The sequence below is a fragment of the Klebsiella sp. Q11 genome, assembly GCF_964241505.1.
GTDB lineage: Bacteria > Pseudomonadota > Gammaproteobacteria > Enterobacterales > Enterobacteriaceae > Klebsiella > Klebsiella michiganensis.
The window spans coordinates 211,020-229,843 of the sequence record NZ_CAXSXW010000009.1 but is presented as its reverse complement, the minus strand read 5'-3'; the positions used below and the strand labels follow the sequence as shown (position 1 = coordinate 229,843).

Below are 18,824 nucleotides of genomic sequence, written 5' to 3'. Positions count from 1 at the left end.
TCAGGGTAAAATACGTATCAAATTGAAAATTGCTGCTGGCCTGGGGATGACTTTCCGGGTCGGTTTTCTTTTGCTCCGGCCCTGCTCAAGTCTTGACCGGCTGCGGAGCGGCGTTGTCTGCTCCATGAAGGAATGAAAAAGAGGTATAACAAATGCAAGCTATTCCGATGACCTTACGTGGCGCTGAAAAACTGCGCGAAGAACTGGATTTCCTGAAGTCCGTACGTCGTCCTGAAATCATCGCAGCCATCGCTGAGGCCCGCGAGCACGGCGATCTGAAAGAAAATGCTGAGTACCATGCTGCCCGTGAACAGCAGGGCTTCTGTGAAGGTCGCATTAAGGATATCGAAGCGAAGCTGTCGAACGCGCAGGTCATCGATATCACCAAAATGCCCAACAATGGCCGGGTGATTTTTGGTTCGACGGTCAGCGTTCTGAATCTCGATACGGATGAAGAGCAAACTTATCGTATCGTTGGCGATGACGAGGCCGATTTTAAGCAAAATCTGATTTCTGTAAACTCGCCGATTGCACGTGGTTTAATCGGCAAAGAGCAGGACGATGTGGTGGTTATCCGTACACCGGGCGGGGAAGTCGAATTCGAAATTCTTAAGGTTGAGTACCTTTAATTCGAATTTAACGCTACGATGTTGATGGATTGTAAAGAAAGGAAAAAGGCCGCGTAGCGGCCTTTTATCAGCGTCCGGAGCATGGCATTTTGCTCGTCTACCCGCAGAAAACCCTCGATTTACACAAAGTTGTGTCGATAACCAGGATATTCTTAGCGTGGCAGCGAGATTTTACGCTCTTTAGTTGGGCGGTACAGAACCAGCGTTTTACCGATGACCTGTACATTACAGGCGCCGGTTTCGCGCACGATAGCTTCCACGATCAAGGTTTTAGTTTCGCGATCTTCCGAGGCGATCTTCACCTTGATAAGTTCATGGTGCTCTAACGCTTGTTCAATCTCGGCCAGTACCCCTTCGGTCAAACCATTGTTGCCAAGCATAACTACCGGCTTGAGCGGATGTGCCAGACCTTTCAGGTGCTGTTTTTGTTTAGTACTCAGATTCATCGTATTTTTTTGCTTACGTTGGGATTGAAAACGGTTCATTCTACCGCCATCTCCCATATATCGCCAAACTACCGCGTCGATTTTTACGTCGCGAAGTACGATGAACCCGAAATGGGAATGTTAAATGACAGGTAAAAAGCGTTCTGCCAGCTCAAGTCGTTGGCTTCAGGAACACTTTAGCGATAAATATGTTCAGCAGGCACAGAAAAAGGGGTTACGTTCCCGTGCCTGGTTTAAACTTGATGAAATACAGCAAAGTGACAAGATTTTTAAACCGGGGATGACGATAGTTGACCTCGGCGCTGCACCCGGTGGCTGGTCGCAATACGCGGTTACGCAGATCGGTAACAGCGGCCGCATCATTGCTTGCGATCTTTTACCTATGGATCCAATCGTTGGTGTGGACTTCCTTCAGGGCGACTTTCGTGATGAATTAGTCCTGAAAGCGTTACTTGAGCGTGTAGGTGACAGTAAAGTACAAGTTGTCATGTCCGATATGGCGCCAAATATGTGTGGAACACCGGCGGTGGATATTCCCCGGGCCATGTATCTGGTGGAACTGGCGCTTGGAATGGCTCGTGATGTATTAGCGCCAGGTGGTAGTTTTGTAGTGAAGGTGTTCCAGGGCGAAGGCTTCGATGAGTATCTAAGAGAGATTCGCTCCCTGTTTACGAAGGTCAAAGTTCGTAAGCCGGACTCTTCTCGCGCCCGTTCGCGTGAAGTGTATATTGTAGCGACCGGGCGTAAACCATAACCGGCAGATTTCAAACGAAAGTTTGAAAGACGCTGGATATAGAGTATCCTGACGCTGTTTTTAACACAGTTGTAATATGAGGTTAATCCCTTGAGTGACATGGCGAAAAACCTAATACTCTGGCTGGTCATTGCCGTTGTGCTGATGTCAGTATTCCAGAGCTTTGGGCCCAGCGAGTCGAATGGCCGCAAGGTGGATTATTCTACCTTCCTGCAGGAGGTCAATCAGGACCAGGTTCGCGAAGCGCGTATCAACGGACGTGAGATAAACGTTACCAAGAAAGATAGTAACCGTTACACGACCTACATCCCGGTGAACGATCCTAAGCTGCTTGATAACCTTCTGACTAAAAACGTCAAGGTGGTAGGTGAGCCGCCAGAAGAACCGAGCCTGCTGGCTTCTATCTTCATCTCCTGGTTCCCGATGCTGCTTCTTATCGGCGTCTGGATCTTCTTTATGCGCCAGATGCAGGGCGGCGGTGGCAAAGGCGCCATGTCGTTCGGTAAGAGCAAGGCGCGTATGCTGACGGAAGACCAGATCAAAACCACTTTTGCCGACGTCGCCGGTTGTGACGAAGCGAAAGAAGAAGTCGGTGAACTGGTTGAATACCTGCGTGAACCGAGCCGTTTCCAGAAGCTGGGCGGTAAAATCCCGAAAGGCGTCCTGATGGTTGGCCCTCCGGGTACCGGTAAAACCTTGCTGGCAAAAGCCATCGCGGGTGAAGCAAAGGTGCCGTTCTTTACGATTTCCGGTTCTGACTTCGTTGAAATGTTCGTCGGTGTGGGTGCATCCCGCGTGCGCGACATGTTTGAACAAGCCAAGAAAGCGGCTCCGTGCATCATCTTTATCGATGAAATCGACGCCGTGGGCCGTCAGCGTGGCGCAGGCCTGGGCGGTGGTCACGATGAACGTGAGCAGACGCTGAACCAGATGCTGGTAGAGATGGACGGCTTCGAGGGTAACGAAGGTATCATCGTTATCGCGGCAACCAACCGTCCGGACGTTCTTGACCCTGCGCTGCTGCGTCCAGGCCGCTTTGACCGTCAGGTTGTGGTCGGTCTGCCGGATGTCCGCGGTCGCGAACAGATTCTGAAAGTGCATATGCGTCGCGTACCGCTGGCGCCGGATATCGACGCGGCAATTATCGCCCGCGGTACGCCTGGCTTCTCCGGTGCTGACCTGGCAAACCTGGTGAACGAAGCTGCGCTGTTTGCCGCTCGTGGCAACAAGCGCGTTGTATCGATGGTTGAATTCGAGAAAGCGAAAGACAAAATCATGATGGGTGCGGAACGTCGCTCCATGGTGATGACGGAAGCGCAGAAAGAGTCCACCGCGTATCACGAAGCCGGTCACGCAATTATTGGTCGCCTGGTGCCGGAACACGATCCGGTGCACAAAGTGACGATTATTCCGCGCGGTCGCGCGCTGGGTGTCACCTTCTTCCTGCCTGAAGGCGACGCGATTAGCGCCAGCCGTCAGAAGCTGGAAAGCCAGATTTCTACCCTTTACGGCGGTCGTCTGGCGGAAGAGATTATCTACGGCGTAGAGCATGTTTCTACCGGTGCGTCGAACGACATTAAAGTCGCGACCAACCTGGCGCGTAACATGGTGACCCAGTGGGGCTTCTCTGACAAACTCGGCCCGCTGCTGTATGCCGAAGAAGAAGGTGAAGTATTCCTTGGCCGCAGCGTTGCGAAAGCGAAGCATATGTCCGATGAAACGGCGCGTATCATCGACCAGGAAGTGAAGTCACTGATTGAGCGTAACTACAATCGTGCACGCCAGCTCCTGAACGATAATATGGACATCCTGCACGCGATGAAGGATGCGCTCATGAAATATGAGACCATCGACGCCCCGCAGATTGATGACCTGATGGCTCGCCGCGATGTTCGCCCGCCAGCTGGCTGGGAAGAACCGGGCTCGTCCAACAATTCTGACAACAATGGCACGCCTCGTGCGCCGCGTCCGGTCGATGAACCGCGTACGCCAAACCCGGGTAATACGATGTCAGAACAGCTGGGCGACAAATAAGTTAGCCGTTATTGATGCTGTTGTACTTTTCTAAAACCCCTGAGCGTTTGCTCCGGGGTTTTTCTTTTTCAATCTTTCTCTGACTCAGGGATTTAGCGATGAAACTTGTAGCCCAGGGCTCAACCCTCGATCTCTCTCACCCACATGTGATGGGTATTCTTAACGTTACCCCGGATTCGTTCTCTGATGGCGGAACCCACAACACGCTGGTCGAAGCCGTGAAGCATGCCAATCTGATGATCAATGCCGGGGCGACTATCATTGATATCGGTGGGGAATCGACGCGTCCGGGGGCGGCAGATGTCAGCGTCGAGGAAGAGCTGGCGCGAGTCATTCCGACGGTAGAAGCGATTGCCCAGCGCTTTGAAGTCTGGATTTCCGTTGATACCTCAAAGCCGGAGGTGATCCGCGAGTCAGCGCGTGTTGGCGCGCATATCATCAACGATATCCGCTCGCTGACCGAACCGGGAGCGCTGGAGGCGGCGGCTGAAACGGGCTTGCCGGTGTGCCTGATGCATATGCAGGGTCAGCCGAAGACAATGCAGGATGCCCCGAAGTACGCGGACGTGTTTGCTGACGTTGAGCGCTTTTTTATCGAACATATTGTGCGTTGCGAACGGGCCGGTATCGCAAAAGATAAATTGTTGCTCGACCCGGGATTTGGTTTCGGTAAAAATCTTTCTCATAATTATGAACTGCTTGCCCGACTTGGAGAGTTCCATCATTTTGGTCTTCCGCTGCTGGTAGGCATGTCACGTAAGTCGATGGTAGGTCAGTTGCTGAATGTCGGGCCGACGGAACGCCTGAATGGCAGCCTGGCTTGCGCAGTCATTGCTGCAATGCAGGGCGCGCAGATTATTCGCGTCCATGATGTCAAAGAAACGGTAGAAGCGCTGCGCGTGGTGGAAGCTACCCTGGCCGCTAAGGAAAATAAACGTTATGAGTAACCGCAAATATTTTGGTACGGATGGTATTCGTGGCCGCGTAGGCGATGCGCCAATAACGCCAGAATTTGTATTAAAGCTGGGCTGGGCGGCGGGTAAGGTGCTGGCACGCCACGGTTCACGGAAGATTATTATTGGTAAAGATACCCGTATTTCCGGGTATATGCTGGAGTCCGCGCTGGAGGCTGGACTGGCCGCCGCGGGATTATCCGCTTCTTTTACCGGCCCGATGCCAACGCCGGCAATTGCCTATCTGACGCGCACCTTCCGCGCGGAAGCCGGGATTGTGATTTCCGCTTCACATAATCCGTTTTATGACAACGGCATCAAATTCTTCTCTATCGAAGGTACCAAGCTTCCGGATGAGGTAGAAGAAGCCATTGAAGCCGAAATGGAAAAAGAGCTGACCTGCGTGGATTCCGCCGAGCTGGGTAAAGCCAGTCGTATCGTCGACGCCGCCGGTCGCTATATCGAGTTTTGCAAAGGCACCTTTCCGAACGAGCTGAGTCTCAATGCTTTGAAGGTGGTAGTCGATTGCGCTCACGGGGCGACTTATCATATTGCGCCGAATGTTTTCCGCGAGCTGGGCGCTCAGGTTATAGCGATGGGCTGTGAGCCTGATGGCCTCAACATCAATGAAGAGGTCGGGGCGACGGACGTTCGTGCTCTGCAGGCGCGCGTGCTGGCGGAGAAAGCCGACCTGGGTATTGCCTACGATGGCGATGGCGACCGGGTCATCATGGTGGACCACGAAGGCAACAAAGTCGACGGTGACCAGATCCTCTATATCATTGCCCGTGAGGGGCTACGCCAGGGGCAGCTGCGGGGCGGCGCCGTCGGGACGCTCATGAGCAACATGGGCCTTGAACTGGCGCTCAAACAGCTGGGCATTCCTTTCGTTCGCGCGAAGGTGGGCGACCGCTATGTGCTGGAGAAGCTGCAGGAGAAAGGCTGGCGAATTGGCGCAGAAAACTCCGGTCATGTGATCTTACTGGATAAAACCACGACGGGGGATGGGATTGTCGCCAGCCTGCAGGTTGTAGCGGCGATGGTGCGTAACCATATGAGCCTGCACGACCTGTGCAGCGGAATGAAAATGTTCCCGCAGCTTCTGGTTAACGTTCGCTTTACTGAAGGTAGCGGTAACCCGCTGGAACATGAGCACGTAAAAGCGGTAACGGCTGAAGTGGAAGCGGCGCTGGGCAATCGGGGGCGCGTACTGCTGCGTAAATCAGGCACAGAGCCGCTGATTCGCGTTATGGTGGAAGGTGAGCACGAAGAGCAGGTGCACGAATTTGCCCACCGTATCGCCGATGCCGTAAAAAGCGTTTAATTTCTCTTGCTAAGTGATTAAAAAGGCGACGCTTGCCGCCTTTTTAATCGACAATAAATCGCTTTTTGCTGTTTTTTTCCGCACTTGATACAATGCGCTGAAATTGCCCTTGCGAAGGTCATTCGCTTTGGTTAGTATTCACACCCGCTTCAGTGGGAAACGTTAAAACGTCCCGCTTTATTGGTCGAAGCACTTGGTATGCGGCAAATCCGCAAGGAACAGGTTGATTATGTACGAAGCTCTTTTAGTTGTTTTCCTTATTGTGGCAATTGGCCTTGTGGGTCTGATTATGCTGCAGCAAGGTAAAGGCGCTGATATGGGAGCCTCCTTCGGAGCAGGCGCTTCCGGCACTCTGTTTGGATCCAGCGGTTCTGGCAACTTCATGACCCGTATGACTGGTATCCTGGCTGCGCTGTTCTTCATCATCAGTCTGGCGCTGGGCAATATCAACAGCAACAAGACCAATAAAGGAAGTGAGTGGGATAACCTGAGCGCGCCGAAAACTGAGCAAACTCAGCCGACCGCGCCGGCGCAGCCGAGCAGCGACATCCCGCACTGATAAGCAGTATCCGTACCGAGGTGGTGGAATTGGTAGACACGCTACCTTGAGGTGGTAGTGCCCTAACGGGCTTGTGGGTTCGAGTCCCATCCTCGGTACCAATTTCCTGAAGAAAGACGCTGAAAAGCGTCTTTTTTTTTCGTCCCCAAAAAGTTGAGCAGCAGCATTAGCGGCAGATATGTCACTCCGGTTGGGTTCGGGATTTTTCTGCATAAAAAAGGCCGCGTTAGCGGCCTTTGCGAATTTCTCTGCAGCGTTACTTCGCTTTATTTTCCAGGTTTTCCACCTGCGGCAGGCCAGTGGCGGAAGACGCGGTCAGCAGTCCGGACTGCGCGTAGCCAAACAGCTTATCGCGAGTATCGGTGATATCCAGGTTGCGCATCGTCAGCTGGCCGATACGATCCTCAGCGGAGAACATCGAGTCACCTTTTTCCATCGTCAGACGCTCTGCTTTATAGGTCAGATTATCAGAGACGGTATTCAGGATGGAGTAGTCGTTGCCGCGACGCAGTTCAAGCGTCACTTCGCCGGTAATTTGGCTTGCTACCCAGCGCTGCAGGCCGTCGCGCAGCATCAGCGCCTGGGAATCGAACCAGCGCCCTTGATACAGCAGACGACCCAGCTGACGACCGTGCGCGTGGTATTGCTCAATGGTATCTTCGTTATGAATACCGGTCAGCAGACGCTCATAGGCAATATGCAGCAGCGCCATTCCCGGAGCTTCATAGATGCCGCGGCTCTTCGCTTCGATGATACGGTTTTCGATCTGATCGCTCATACCCAGACCATGGCGTCCGCCGATGCGGTTAGCCTCCAGCATCAGTTCAACGTCATCGCTAAAGGTCTGCCCGTTCAGCGCAACCGGATGGCCCTGTTCAAAGCGAACGGTGACTTCTTCCGCAGGGATTTTGACGCTTTCATCCCAGAACTTGACGCCCATAATCGGGTTCACAATCTTGACGCTGGAGTTCAGGAATTCAAGATCTTTAGCTTCGTGCGTCGCGCCCAGCATATTGGAGTCGGTTGAGTAGGCTTTTTCAACGGACATTTTATAGTCAAACCCGCAGGAGATCATAAACTCTGACATCTCCTGGCGGCCGCCTAACTCGTCGATAAAGTCGCTATCCAGCCACGGTTTGTAAATTTTCAGCTCAGCGTTGGTCAGCAGACCGTAACGATAGAAACGTTCGATATCGTTGCCTTTATAGGTACTCCCGTCGCCCCAGATGTTAACGCCGTCTTCCTTCATTGCGGCGACCAGCATGGTACCGGTCACTGCGCGGCCCAGCGGCGTGGTATTAAAGTAGGTCAACCCGCCGGTGGTGTTATGAAATGCGCCGCACTGGATCGCGGCAATGCCTTCCGCAACCAGCTGCTTACGGCAGTCGATCAGACGAGCCCCTTCAGCACCATACTCTTTGGCACGACGAGGAATGGCCTCGTAATCGTCTTCGTCTGGCTGTCCCAGATTGGCGGTATATGCATAAGGGACTGCTCCCTTTTTACGCATCCACAGCAGCGCGGCGCTGGTATCCAGCCCACCAGAAAAAGCAATACCAATACGTTGGCCAACCGGGAGATGCTTGAGAATCGTCGTCATAAAATAAAACCCTGCTAGATAGACTGTGGTGAGTTTGACTCAACAATCTTTATTGCATGTTTATGCATTAATTGTGAGTTTTCATTTAATCATCTTTTGCTGGCGACAGGAAGAGGCTGAGCCGCTTTTTGCCAAAAAACCCAGAAATACCAGCATGAACCGAAACCTGGCAATGTGAAATTCATGTTGACAAAATATATGAAGTATCAATACAATTCACTACGATTTTATGTCCCGTCTCTCGGTACCAAATCCCAGCAGTATTTGCGTCTTTTACTCAAAACGAGTAAAATATGCCACGTTTCAGGCGCGGGGTGGAGCAGCCTGGTAGCTCGTCGGGCTCATAACCCGAAGGTCGTCGGTTCAAATCCGGCCCCCGCAACCACTTTCCCATTAAGTACTTTTTCAAATATACTGTGAGGACCGGGTCCTTCGTAGACGAATTTGAAAGAATTCTTCTGGAAAGTGTTCCAGATCGCAGTTGCGATCTCAGGGTTCAGTTATCTAAAGCCCCGATTTATCGGGGTTTTTTGTTATCTGACTTCAGAATAACTGGGCTATACGCCCTTTTTTTATGTCTTGGGGGTGGGTTTGTCCACATTAGAGCAAAAATTAACAGAGATGCTCACAGCGCCAGTTGAAGCGCTTGGCTTTGAGCTGGTCGGCATCGAATTTATTCGCGGTCGCACGTCCACACTGCGCATCTATATTGATAGTGAAGATGGCATCAATGTTGATGATTGTGCTGATGTGAGCCACCAGGTCAGTGCTGTTATGGACGTAGAAGACCCGATTACAGTCGCTTATAACCTGGAAGTTTCTTCTCCAGGTCTCGATCGTCCTATGTTTACCGCCGAGCACTATGAGCGTTTCATCGGCGAAGAAGTTTCGCTGGTTTTGCGCATGGCGGTACAGAACCGACGCAAATGGCAGGGCCTTATCAAAGCGGTAGACGGTGAGATGATCACGGTAACCGTCGAAGGCAAAGATGAAGTGTTCGCGCTGAGTAACATCCAGAAGGCGAACCTGGTTCCCCACTTTTAACAGTCTGGATTGAGGTGAAAGGCCCCGATGAACAAAGAAATTTTGGCTGTTGTTGAAGCCGTTTCCAACGAAAAGGCGCTGCCGCGTGAGAAAATTTTCGAAGCGTTGGAAAGTGCGCTAGCAACGGCTACCAAGAAAAAATATGAGCAAGAGATCGACGTTCGCGTAGAAATCGATCGTAAAAGCGGTGATTTCGACACATTCCGTCGCTGGCTGGTTGTTGAAGAAGTGACCCAGCCGACTCGCGAAATCACGCTGGAAGCTGCGCGTTTCGAAGATGAAAGCATGAATCCTGGCGATTACGTCGAAGACCAGATTGAATCTGTCACCTTTGACCGTATCACTACGCAGACCGCGAAGCAGGTTATCGTACAAAAAGTACGTGAAGCCGAACGCGCAATGGTCGTCGATCAGTTCCGTGAGCACGAAGGTGAAATCATCACGGGCGTAGTGAAGAAAGTGAACCGCGACAATATTACGCTGGATCTGGGCAACAACGCTGAAGCCGTGATCCTGCGCGAAGATATGCTGCCGCGTGAGAACTTCCGTCCGGGTGACCGTATCCGCGGCGTACTGTACGCAGTTCGTCCGGAAGCGCGCGGCGCGCAGCTGTTCGTGACTCGCTCCAAGCCGGAAATGCTGGTTGAACTGTTCCGCATTGAAGTGCCGGAAATCGGTGAAGAAGTTCTCGAAATTAAAGCGGCGGCTCGCGATCCTGGCTCTCGTGCCAAAATCGCGGTTAAAACCAACGACAAGCGCATCGATCCGGTTGGCGCCTGCGTCGGTATGCGCGGCGCGCGCGTTCAGGCAGTCTCGACTGAACTGGGCGGCGAGCGTATCGATATCGTGCTGTGGGACGATAACCCGGCGCAGTTTGTCATTAACGCCATGGCTCCGGCTGACGTCGCATCTATCGTGGTAGATGAAGACAAGCACACCATGGATATCGCAGTAGAAGCGGGCAACCTGGCGCAGGCCATTGGCCGTAACGGTCAGAACGTCCGTCTGGCGTCTCAGCTGAGCGGCTGGGAACTCAACGTCATGACCGTTGATGACCTCCAGGCTAAGCATCAGGCTGAAGCCCATGCAGCGATTGATACCTTCACTAAATATCTTGATATCGATGAAGATTTCGCCACGCTGCTGGTTGAAGAAGGTTTCGCCACTCTGGAAGAGCTGGCCTATGTGCCAATGAAAGAACTGCTGGAAATTGACGGTCTGGATGAAGCGACCGTTGAAGCACTTCGTGAGCGGGCGAAAAACGCGCTGACCACGCTGGCGCTGGCCAAAGAAGAGAGCCTGGGTGACAGCAAACCTGCCGACGATCTGTTGAATCTGGAAGGTTTGGATCGCGCTCTGGCATTCACCCTGGCCGCCCGTGGTGTTTGTACGCTGGAAGATCTCGCCGAGCAGGGCATTGATGATCTGGCTGATATCGAAGGCTTGACCGACGAGAAAGCCGGAGAACTTATCATGGCCGCTCGTAATATTTGTTGGTTCGGCGACGAAGCGTAATAAACTGTAGCAGGAAGGAACAGCATGACAGATGTGACCATTAAAGCGCTGGCCTCAGAGATTCAGACCTCTGTGGATCGCCTGATACAGCAATTTGCTGATGCAGGGATCCGCAAATCGGCTGATGATTCTGTGACCGCGCAAGAGAAGCAAACCTTGTTGACGCACCTGAACCGTGAACACGGCTCAGCGCCCGACAAGCTGACGCTGCAGCGCAAAACGCGCAGCACGTTAAATATTCCGGGTACCGGTGGAAAGAGTAAGTCGGTACAAATCGAAGTCCGCAAGAAACGCACCTTTGTGAAACGCGATCCGCAAGAGGCCGAACGCCTTGCCGCGGAAGAGCAGGCGCAGCGTGAAGCGGAAGAGCAAGCCCGTCGTGAGGCAGAAGAAGCTGCCAAACGCGAGGCGCAATTAAAAGCTGAACGTGAGGCCGCAGAACAAGCGAAACGTGAACTCGCCGATAAAGCGAAACGTGAAGCCGCGGAAAAAGACAAAGTGAGCAATCAACAAACCGACGATATGACCAAAACCGCCCAGGCTGAAAAGCAACGCCGCGAAAACGAAGCTGCGGAGCTGAAGCGCAAATCGGAAGAAGAAGCACGCCGCAAACTTGAAGAAGAAGCGCGCCGTGTAGCGGAAGAAGCACGCCGTATGGCTCAAGAAAATGAAAAGAACTGGACTGAAGCGCCAGAAACCCCTGAAGAGACCACTGACTATCACGTAACGACTTCTCAGCATGCGCGTCAGGCTGAAGACGATAACGATCGTGAAGTTGAAGGCGGTCGCGGCCGTGGACGTAATGCGAAAGCAGCGCGTCCGGCTAAGAAAGGCAACAAACACGCTGAATCGAAAGCCGATCGTGAAGAAGCCCGTGCGGCCGTTCGCGGCGGTAAAGGTGGCAAGCATCGTAAAGGTTCTGCTCTGCAGCAAGGCTTCCAGAAGCCGGCTCAGGCGGTTAACCGTGATGTTATCATCGGCGAAACCATCACCGTTGGCGATCTGGCCAACAAGATGGCCGTCAAAGGTTCTCAGGTCATCAAAGCGATGATGAAGCTGGGCGCCATGGCGACGATTAACCAGGTCATCGACCAGGAAACCGCACAGCTGGTTGCCGAAGAGATGGGCCACAAAGTTATCCTGCGTCGTGAAAACGAGCTGGAAGAAGCGGTAATGAGCGACCGTGACACCGGCGCAGCGGCTGAACCGCGCGCACCGGTTGTGACCATCATGGGTCACGTTGACCACGGTAAAACCTCTCTGCTGGACTACATTCGTTCAACGAAAGTGGCTTCTGGCGAAGCGGGCGGCATTACCCAGCACATTGGTGCGTACCACGTCGAAACCGACAACGGCATGATCACCTTCCTGGATACCCCGGGCCACGCCGCGTTTACCTCTATGCGTGCTCGTGGTGCGCAGGCGACGGATATCGTGGTTCTGGTTGTGGCGGCAGACGACGGCGTAATGCCGCAGACTATCGAAGCTATCCAGCACGCGAAAGCGGCGCAGGTACCTCTGGTGGTTGCGGTGAACAAAATCGATAAGCCGGAAGCGGACCTGGATCGCGTTAAAAACGAGCTCTCTCAGTACGGTGTTATGCCGGAAGAGTGGGGTGGCGAAGCGCAGTTCATCCCTGTATCCGCTAAAGCCGGTACCGGTATTGACGATCTGCTGAATGCTATCCTGCTGCAGGCTGAAGTTCTGGAGCTGAAAGCGGTTCGCAACGGTATGGCGAGCGGCGCGGTTATCGAATCTTTCCTCGATAAAGGTCGTGGTCCGGTTGCCACCGTTCTGGTACGCGAAGGTACGCTGCATAAAGGCGACATCGTCCTGTGCGGTTTCGAATACGGTCGCGTTCGTGCGATGCGTAACGAACTGGGTCAGGAAGTGCTGGAAGCGGGTCCGTCCATTCCGGTGGAAATCCTTGGCCTGTCAGGTGTACCGGCTGCCGGTGACGAAGTGACCGTTGTGCGTGACGAGAAAAAAGCACGTGAAGTTGCGCTGTATCGTCAGGGTAAATTCCGTGAAGTTAAACTGGCTCGTCAGCAGAAATCTAAGCTTGAGAACATGTTCGCCAACATGACCGAAGGCGAAGTTCACGAAGTGAACATCGTCCTCAAAGCGGACGTGCAGGGCTCTGTGGAAGCGATCTCCGACTCCTTGCTGAAACTGTCTACCGACGAAGTGAAAGTGAAGATTATCGGTTCCGGCGTAGGTGGTATCACCGAAACCGACGCGACCCTGGCGGCCGCATCCAACGCGATTCTGGTTGGCTTCAACGTACGTGCTGATGCATCCGCACGTAAAGTTATCGACGCGGAAAGCCTGGATCTGCGCTACTACTCCGTCATCTACCATCTGATCGACGAAGTGAAAGCAGCGATGAGCGGCATGCTGTCTCCGGAACTGAAACAGCAGATCATTGGTCTGGCTGAAGTCCGTGATGTGTTCAAATCGCCGAAATTCGGCGCCATCGCAGGCTGTATGGTTACCGAAGGTACGATCAAGCGTCATAACCCAATCCGCGTCCTGCGCGACAACGTGGTTATCTATGAAGGCGAGCTGGAATCCCTGCGCCGCTTCAAAGATGACGTTAACGAAGTTCGTAACGGTATGGAGTGTGGTATCGGCGTTAAGAACTACAACGACGTTCGCGTTGGCGATATGATCGAAGTGTTCGAAATCATCGAGATTCAACGTACCATCGATTAATCGTTTAGTAGGCCGGGGAAGCGCAGCGCCACCCGGTTATACAAAATTAAAGGGGGCCGCGTGGCCCCCTTATTTGTCTGGAGAATTTATTATGGCGAAAGAATTTGGTCGCCCGCAGCGCGTGGCCCAGGAGATGCAAAAAGAGATCGCAATCATCCTGCAGCGCGAAATTAAAGACCCGCGTCTGGGCATGATGACGACCGTTTCAGGCGTTGAAATGTCCCGCGACCTGGCCTATGCCAAAGTGTTTGTGACCTTCCTGAACGACAAAGACGAAGCCGCCGTGAAAGCGGGGATCAAGGCCTTACAGGAAGCGTCTGGTTTTATCCGCTCGCTGCTGGGCAAAGCGATGCGCCTGCGTATCGTGCCGGAGCTGACTTTCTTCTACGACAATTCATTAGTCGAAGGGATGCGCATGTCGAACCTGGTGACCAGCGTGGTAAAACATGACGATGAACGTCGTGTGAACCCGGACGACAGTAAGGAGGACTAATGAGTCGTCCTCGTCGTCGCGGCCGTGACGTGCATGGCGTACTGTTGCTGGATAAACCGCAGGGCGCATCCAGCAACGACGTGCTGCAGAAAGTTAAGCGGCTTTATAATGCTAATCGGGCAGGGCACACCGGGGCGCTGGATCCGCTGGCGACCGGTATGCTGCCGATTTGCCTCGGGGAAGCGACAAAGTTTTCCCAGTATCTGCTCGATTCTGACAAGCGCTACCGCGTGATTGCCAGGCTTGGCCAGCGCACCGATACCTCTGATGCCGATGGCCAGGTGGTGGAAGAGCGTCCGCTGACGTTTAGCCCGGAGCAGCTGGCGGCAGCGCTCGACGGCTTCCGTGGCGAAACCCAGCAGGTACCGTCGATGTATTCGGCGCTGAAATACCAGGGGAAAAAGCTGTACGAATATGCCCGACAGGGGATTGAAGTACCGCGTGAATCCCGGCCGATTACGGTGTACGAGCTGCTGTTTATTCGCCATGAGGGGACGGAGCTTGAGCTGGAGATTCACTGCTCGAAAGGCACCTATATCCGCACGATTATTGATGACTTAGGCGAGAAACTCGGGTGCGGCGCGCACGTCATTTTCCTGCGTCGCCTGGCGGTCAGTAAATATCCCGTCGAACGGATGGTGACGCTGGAGCAGCTGCAGGCGCTGGTCGAACAAGCACATGCGCAGGATATTCCCGCAGCCCAGCTGCTGGACCCGCTGCTGATGCCGATGGACAGTCCGGCTTCGGATTACCCGCTGGTGAATATTCCGGAAACCTCGGCCGTCTACTTTAAAAACGGTAACCCGGTGCGGACATCGGGCGCGCCGCTGCAGGGGCTGGTTCGCGTTACTGAAGGCGCTGAAGAGAAGTTTCTTGGTATGGGTGAGATGGATGATGAAGGCCGCGTGGCGCCTCGTCGTCTGGTGGTTGAATACCCTGTCTGAGCGCTTTCCTTGCGATAAAAGGCTGCTGCGAGTAGAATATCGCCGCTTAACGTTCGCCAACGTGTTTTAACATTTGCGAGCGTTATATCAGGGGTTGCTGAATTAGAGATCGGCACCCTTTCTTTCTTTTAATTTTGGAGTTCGAAAATGTCTCTAAGCGTTGAAGCTAAAGCAAAAATCGTTTCTGAGTTCGGTCGTGGCGAAAACGACAGCGGTTCTACTGAAGTTCAGGTTGCACTGCTGACTGCACAGATCAACCACCTGCAGGGTCACTTTGCAGAGCACAAAAAAGATCACCACAGCCGTCGTGGTCTGCTGCGCATGGTTTCTCAGCGTCGTAAACTGCTCGACTACCTGAAACGTAAAGATGTTGCACGTTACTCTGCTCTGATCGAGCGTCTGGGTCTGCGTCGCTAATTCTGCGAGTTTCAGAAGAAGGGGCCTCACGGCCCCTTTTTTCGACCGGGCGGCAGCAATTCATTAAAAACTCATGTATTGTTGCTATTAATGATCTTCATGCAGAGGTTCGCGCGGCTAATGAGAGGCTTGACTCGCAGGGGCGGGTAAAGGTTGTCATTAGTCGCGAGGATGCAGAAGATCGGGTCATACGATGTCTTATCGTGGATTTGACATCATCTATAGATAAAAGGATAGAATTTTGCTTAATCCGATCGTTCGTAAATTCCAGTACGGCCAACATACCGTAACGCTGGAGACCGGCATGATGGCGCGCCAGGCAACTGCCGCCGTTATGGTTAGCATGGATGACACCGCGGTATTCGTTACCGTTGTGGGCCAGAAAAAAGCGAAGCCAGGCCAGGATTTCTTCCCGCTGACCGTTAACTATCAAGAGCGTACCTACGCTGCAGGTAAAATCCCGGGTGGTTTCTTCCGTCGTGAAGGCCGTCCGAGCGAAGGCGAAACCCTGATCGCGCGTCTGATTGACCGCCCGGTTCGCCCGCTGTTCCCGGAAGGCTTCGTTAACGAAGTTCAGGTTATCGCGACCGTGGTTTCCGTTAACCCGCAGGTTAACCCGGATATCGTCGCGATGATCGGCGCTTCCGCAGCGCTGTCCCTGTCCGGTATTCCGTTCAACGGCCCAATTGGCGCCGCTCGCGTGGGTTATATTAATGACCAGTACGTGCTGAACCCGACCCAGGAAGAGCTGAAGTCCAGCAAACTGGATCTGGTTGTCGCAGGTACCGAAGCCGCAGTACTGATGGTTGAATCCGAAGCTGAACTGCTGAGCGAAGACCAGATGCTGGGCGCGGTCGTGTTTGGTCACGACCAGCAGCAGGTGGTTATTCAGAACATCAACGATCTGGTGAAAGAAGCCGGTAAGCCGCGCTGGGACTGGCAGCCGGAAGTGGTTGATGCGGCGCTGAACGCGCGCGTTGCCGCGCTGGCTGAATCTCGCCTGAGCGATGCTTACCGTATCACCGACAAACAGGAGCGCTATGCTCAGGTTGACGTGATCAAATCTGAAACTATCGCGACCCTGGTTGCGGAAGATGAAGCTCTGGACGCTAACGAACTGGGCGAAATCCTGCACGCAATCGAGAAAAACGTGGTGCGTAGCCGCGTACTGGCCGGTGAGCCGCGTATCGATGGTCGTGAAAAAGATATGATTCGTGGTCTGGACGTTCGTACCGGCGTTCTGCCGCGTACCCACGGTTCCGCACTGTTTACCCGTGGCGAAACTCAGGCGCTGGTTACCGCGACCCTGGGTACCGCACGCGACGCGCAGAACATCGATGAACTGATGGGCGAGCGCACGGACTCCTTCCTGTTCCACTATAACTTCCCTCCGTACTCCGTAGGCGAAACGGGAATGGTCGGTTCTCCGAAGCGTCGTGAAATTGGTCACGGTCGTCTGGCTAAGCGCGGCGTACTGGCCGTGATGCCGACTATCGAAGAGTTCCCGTACACCGTTCGCGTGGTTTCTGAAATCACCGAATCTAACGGCTCCTCCTCCATGGCTTCCGTCTGTGGCGCTTCTCTGGCGCTGATGGACGCAGGCGTGCCGGTGAAAGCCGCCGTTGCGGGTATCGCAATGGGTCTGGTGAAAGAAGGCGACAACTTCGTCGTACTGTCTGACATTCTGGGCGATGAAGATCACCTGGGCGATATGGACTTCAAAGTAGCGGGTTCCCGCGAAGGTATCTCTGCTCTGCAGATGGATATCAAAATTGAAGGTATCACCAAAGAGATCATGCAGGTTGCTCTGAACCAGGCTAAAGGTGCGCGTCTGCACATCCTGGGCGTGATGGAACAGGCGATTAACGCGCCGCGCGGCGATATCTCTGAATTCGCACCGCGTATCCACACGATCAAGATCAGTCCGGACAAAATCAAAGACGTTATCGGTAAGGGCGGTTCCGTTATTCGTGCGCTGACCGAAGAAACCGGCACCACTATCGAAATCGAAGATGACGGTACCGTGAAGATCGCGGCAACCGACGGCGACAAAGCGCAGCACGCGATTCGTCGTATCGAAGAGATCACCGCTGAGATCGAAGTTGGCCGTATCTATAACGGTAAAGTGACCCGTATCGTTGACTTTGGCGCGTTTGTTGCCATTGGCGGCGGTAAAGAAGGTCTGGTTCACATCTCTCAAATCGCCGACAAGCGCGTTGAGAAAGTGACCGACTATCTGCAGATGGGTCAGGAAGTGCCGGTTAAGGTTCTGGAAGTTGACCGTCAGGGCCGCGTCCGTCTGAGCATCAAAGAAGCAACTGAACAAACTCAGCCTGCGGCTGCGCCGGAAGCTCCGGCTGCCGAACAGCAGGGCGAGTAAGGTTGCCGTTTGCCCTCCGCATTGCGGAGGGCGCATTGCGGGCAGGACGCCCTGTTTGCAGCCGGGGAACTGGACGTTCATCCAATCGTTGTCTTCGGGAGTGGGAAATGAAGCCTTTTTTGCGCTGGTGTTTCGTGGCGACAGCTCTCACGCTGGCAGGATGCAGTAACTCTGCCTGGCGTAAGGACGCAGTCCTCGCGGTGCCATTGCAACCGACTTTGCAGCAGGAAGTGATTCTGGCGCGCATGGAACAAATTCTTGCCAGTCGGGCTTTAACCGATGACGAACGCGCACAGCTTTTATATGAGCGCGGAGTGTTGTATGATAGTCTCGGTCTGAGGGCATTAGCGCGAAATGATTTTTCACAAGCGCTGGCAATCCGACCGGATATGCCTGAAGTATTCAATTACTTAGGCATTTACTTAACGCAGGCAGGCAATTTTGATGCTGCCTATGAAGCGTTTGATTCTGTACTTGAGCTTGATCCAACTTACAACTACGCGCACTTAAATCGCGGTATCGCCCTGTATTACGGCGGTCGCGCTAAGTTAGCGCAAGATGATCTGCTGGCGTTTTATCAAGACGATCCCAATGATCCTTTCCGAAGCCTGTGGCTTTATCTCGCCGAGCGTCAGCTCGATGAGAAGCAGGCGCTTGAAGCACTGAGACAGCGCTTAAACAAGTCGGATAAAGAACAATGGGGATGGAACATTGTCGGGTTCTACCTTGGCGACATTAGCGAAAAAGAGCTAATGGACCGTCTGAAGGCAGACGCAACGGATAACACCTCGCTCGCTGAGCATCTCAGTGAAACCAACTTCTATTTAGGTAAGTACTACCTAAGTCTGGGGGACAAGGACAGCGCTACGGCACTGTTCAAACTGGCGGTCGCAAACAACGTTCATAACTACGTTGAGCACCGATACGCATTGTTGGAATTATCGCTCTTGGGCCAGGAGCAAGACGACCTGGCAGAATCGGACCAGCAATAGCTGACGAACACATCAGCCCTTTTTT

16 protein-coding genes and 2 tRNA genes are annotated in these 18,824 nt (G+C 53.5%); 16 read left to right on the top strand and 2 right to left on the bottom strand.

Annotated elements, in window-relative coordinates:
• Window positions 1–152: 152 nt before the first annotated feature.
• Window positions 153–629, top strand: coding sequence for a transcription elongation factor GreA (gene greA, locus ACESQ2_RS17020; RefSeq protein ID WP_004854554.1), 477 nt, complete (start codon window positions 153–155; stop codon window positions 627–629).
• 152 nt (window positions 630–781) lie between these two features.
• Here the strand turns inward: greA and yhbY are convergent, their stop codons facing one another.
• A complete protein-coding gene (gene yhbY, locus ACESQ2_RS17015; protein ID WP_004139797.1) occupies window positions 782–1,075 on the bottom strand; it encodes a ribosome assembly RNA-binding protein YhbY in 294 nt (97 codons plus the stop codon).
• A gap of 124 nt (window positions 1,076–1,199) precedes the next feature.
• Between yhbY and rlmE the strand changes: the two genes are divergently transcribed.
• From rlmE to ACESQ2_RS16985, 6 genes are all read left to right on the top strand, one after another.
• On the top strand, window positions 1,200–1,829 hold the full coding sequence (rlmE, locus tag ACESQ2_RS17010) for a 23S rRNA (uridine(2552)-2'-O)-methyltransferase RlmE (protein ID WP_004106110.1): 630 nt from the start codon (window positions 1,200–1,202) through the stop codon (window positions 1,827–1,829).
• 99 nt (window positions 1,830–1,928) lie between these two features.
• Window positions 1,929–3,863: an ATP-dependent zinc metalloprotease FtsH gene (gene ftsH / locus ACESQ2_RS17005; RefSeq protein WP_004854549.1), complete on the top strand. Its 1,935-nt coding sequence runs from the start codon at window positions 1,929–1,931 to the stop codon at window positions 3,861–3,863.
• Between the two features lie 98 nt (window positions 3,864–3,961).
• Window positions 3,962–4,810: a dihydropteroate synthase gene (folP, locus tag ACESQ2_RS17000; RefSeq protein WP_014226978.1), complete on the top strand. Its 849-nt coding sequence runs from the start codon at window positions 3,962–3,964 to the stop codon at window positions 4,808–4,810.
• Window positions 4,803–6,140, top strand: coding sequence for a phosphoglucosamine mutase (gene glmM / locus ACESQ2_RS16995; protein WP_014226977.1), 1,338 nt, complete (start codon window positions 4,803–4,805; stop codon window positions 6,138–6,140). Before folP ends, glmM begins: the two co-directional genes overlap by 8 nt.
• A 229-nt stretch (window positions 6,141–6,369) precedes the next feature.
• Entirely contained in the window at window positions 6,370–6,699 is a 330-nt protein-coding gene (gene secG, locus ACESQ2_RS16990) for a preprotein translocase subunit SecG (RefSeq protein ID WP_004106103.1), read from the top strand.
• Window positions 6,700–6,713: 14 nt separating this feature from the next.
• Window positions 6,714–6,800, top strand: a tRNA-Leu gene (locus ACESQ2_RS16985).
• 155 nt (window positions 6,801–6,955) lie between these two features.
• Here ACESQ2_RS16985 and argG read toward each other — a convergent pair.
• Window positions 6,956–8,299 carry an argininosuccinate synthase gene (gene argG / locus ACESQ2_RS16980; protein ID WP_004106101.1) on the bottom strand — a complete coding sequence of 448 codons (1,344 nt, stop codon included), beginning with the start codon at window positions 8,297–8,299 and terminating at the stop codon, window positions 6,956–6,958.
• Between the two features lie 308 nt (window positions 8,300–8,607).
• On the opposite strand from argG, the gene ACESQ2_RS16975 reads away from it, so the two are divergent.
• The 9 genes from ACESQ2_RS16975 to nlpI all read left to right on the top strand — a co-directional run bounded on the left by ACESQ2_RS16975 (window position 8,608) and on the right by nlpI (window position 18,799).
• A tRNA-Met gene (locus ACESQ2_RS16975) sits at window positions 8,608–8,684 on the top strand.
• A 206-nt stretch (window positions 8,685–8,890) separates the two neighbouring features.
• Window positions 8,891–9,343 (top strand): ribosome maturation factor RimP, encoded by a 453-nt coding sequence (gene rimP, locus ACESQ2_RS16970; RefSeq protein ID WP_004125659.1) that lies wholly within the window; start codon window positions 8,891–8,893, stop codon window positions 9,341–9,343.
• A 27-nt stretch (window positions 9,344–9,370) separates the two neighbouring features.
• Complete coding sequence (nusA, locus tag ACESQ2_RS16965) at window positions 9,371–10,858, top strand: transcription termination factor NusA (protein WP_004854539.1); 1,488 nt, start codon at window positions 9,371–9,373, stop codon at window positions 10,856–10,858.
• Between the two features lie 24 nt (window positions 10,859–10,882).
• Window positions 10,883–13,573, top strand: coding sequence for a translation initiation factor IF-2 (gene infB, locus ACESQ2_RS16960; RefSeq protein ID WP_025108147.1), 2,691 nt, complete (start codon window positions 10,883–10,885; stop codon window positions 13,571–13,573).
• A gap of 91 nt (window positions 13,574–13,664) precedes the next feature.
• Entirely contained in the window at window positions 13,665–14,066 is a 402-nt protein-coding gene (rbfA, locus tag ACESQ2_RS16955) for a 30S ribosome-binding factor RbfA (protein ID WP_004106092.1), read from the top strand.
• Window positions 14,066–15,010: a tRNA pseudouridine(55) synthase TruB gene (gene truB, locus ACESQ2_RS16950; protein WP_014839629.1), complete on the top strand. Its 945-nt coding sequence runs from the start codon at window positions 14,066–14,068 to the stop codon at window positions 15,008–15,010. Before rbfA ends, truB begins: the two co-directional genes overlap by 1 nt.
• A gap of 147 nt (window positions 15,011–15,157) precedes the next feature.
• Entirely contained in the window at window positions 15,158–15,427 is a 270-nt protein-coding gene (gene rpsO / locus ACESQ2_RS16945; protein WP_002918244.1) for a 30S ribosomal protein S15, read from the top strand.
• 241 nt (window positions 15,428–15,668) lie between these two features.
• The gene (gene pnp / locus ACESQ2_RS16940; protein ID WP_009651902.1) at window positions 15,669–17,807 is read left to right on the top strand and encodes a polyribonucleotide nucleotidyltransferase; all 2,139 of its coding nucleotides are present in this window, start codon (window positions 15,669–15,671) and stop codon (window positions 17,805–17,807) included.
• Between the two features lie 107 nt (window positions 17,808–17,914).
• The gene (gene nlpI, locus ACESQ2_RS16935; protein ID WP_004854535.1) at window positions 17,915–18,799 is read left to right on the top strand and encodes a lipoprotein NlpI; all 885 of its coding nucleotides are present in this window, start codon (window positions 17,915–17,917) and stop codon (window positions 18,797–18,799) included.
• Window positions 18,800–18,824: the final 25 nt, after the last annotated feature.

What these genes read in the sequence shown, in the direction of transcription:
- nusA (WP_004854539.1), top strand. Translation starts at nt 9,371, where the DNA reads ATGAACAAAGAAATTTTGGCTGTTGTTGAAGCCGTTTCCAACGAAAAG.
- ftsH (WP_004854549.1), top strand. Translation starts at nt 1,929, where the DNA reads ATGGCGAAAAACCTAATACTCTGGCTGGTCATTGCCGTTGTGCTGATG.
- rbfA (WP_004106092.1), top strand. Translation starts at nt 13,665, where the DNA reads ATGGCGAAAGAATTTGGTCGCCCGCAGCGCGTGGCCCAGGAGATGCAA.
- nlpI (WP_004854535.1), top strand. Translation starts at nt 17,915, where the DNA reads ATGAAGCCTTTTTTGCGCTGGTGTTTCGTGGCGACAGCTCTCACGCTG.
- rlmE (WP_004106110.1), top strand. Translation starts at nt 1,200, where the DNA reads ATGACAGGTAAAAAGCGTTCTGCCAGCTCAAGTCGTTGGCTTCAGGAA.
- infB (WP_025108147.1), top strand. Translation starts at nt 10,883, where the DNA reads ATGACAGATGTGACCATTAAAGCGCTGGCCTCAGAGATTCAGACCTCT.
- folP (WP_014226978.1), top strand. Translation starts at nt 3,962, where the DNA reads ATGAAACTTGTAGCCCAGGGCTCAACCCTCGATCTCTCTCACCCACAT.
- argG (WP_004106101.1), bottom strand. Translation starts at nt 8,299, where the DNA reads ATGACGACGATTCTCAAGCATCTCCCGGTTGGCCAACGTATTGGTATT.
- yhbY (WP_004139797.1), bottom strand. Translation starts at nt 1,075, where the DNA reads ATGAATCTGAGTACTAAACAAAAACAGCACCTGAAAGGTCTGGCACAT.
- rpsO (WP_002918244.1), top strand. Translation starts at nt 15,158, where the DNA reads ATGTCTCTAAGCGTTGAAGCTAAAGCAAAAATCGTTTCTGAGTTCGGT.
- glmM (WP_014226977.1), top strand. Translation starts at nt 4,803, where the DNA reads ATGAGTAACCGCAAATATTTTGGTACGGATGGTATTCGTGGCCGCGTA.
- greA (WP_004854554.1), top strand. Translation starts at nt 153, where the DNA reads ATGCAAGCTATTCCGATGACCTTACGTGGCGCTGAAAAACTGCGCGAA.
- truB (WP_014839629.1), top strand. Translation starts at nt 14,066, where the DNA reads ATGAGTCGTCCTCGTCGTCGCGGCCGTGACGTGCATGGCGTACTGTTG.
- secG (WP_004106103.1), top strand. Translation starts at nt 6,370, where the DNA reads ATGTACGAAGCTCTTTTAGTTGTTTTCCTTATTGTGGCAATTGGCCTT.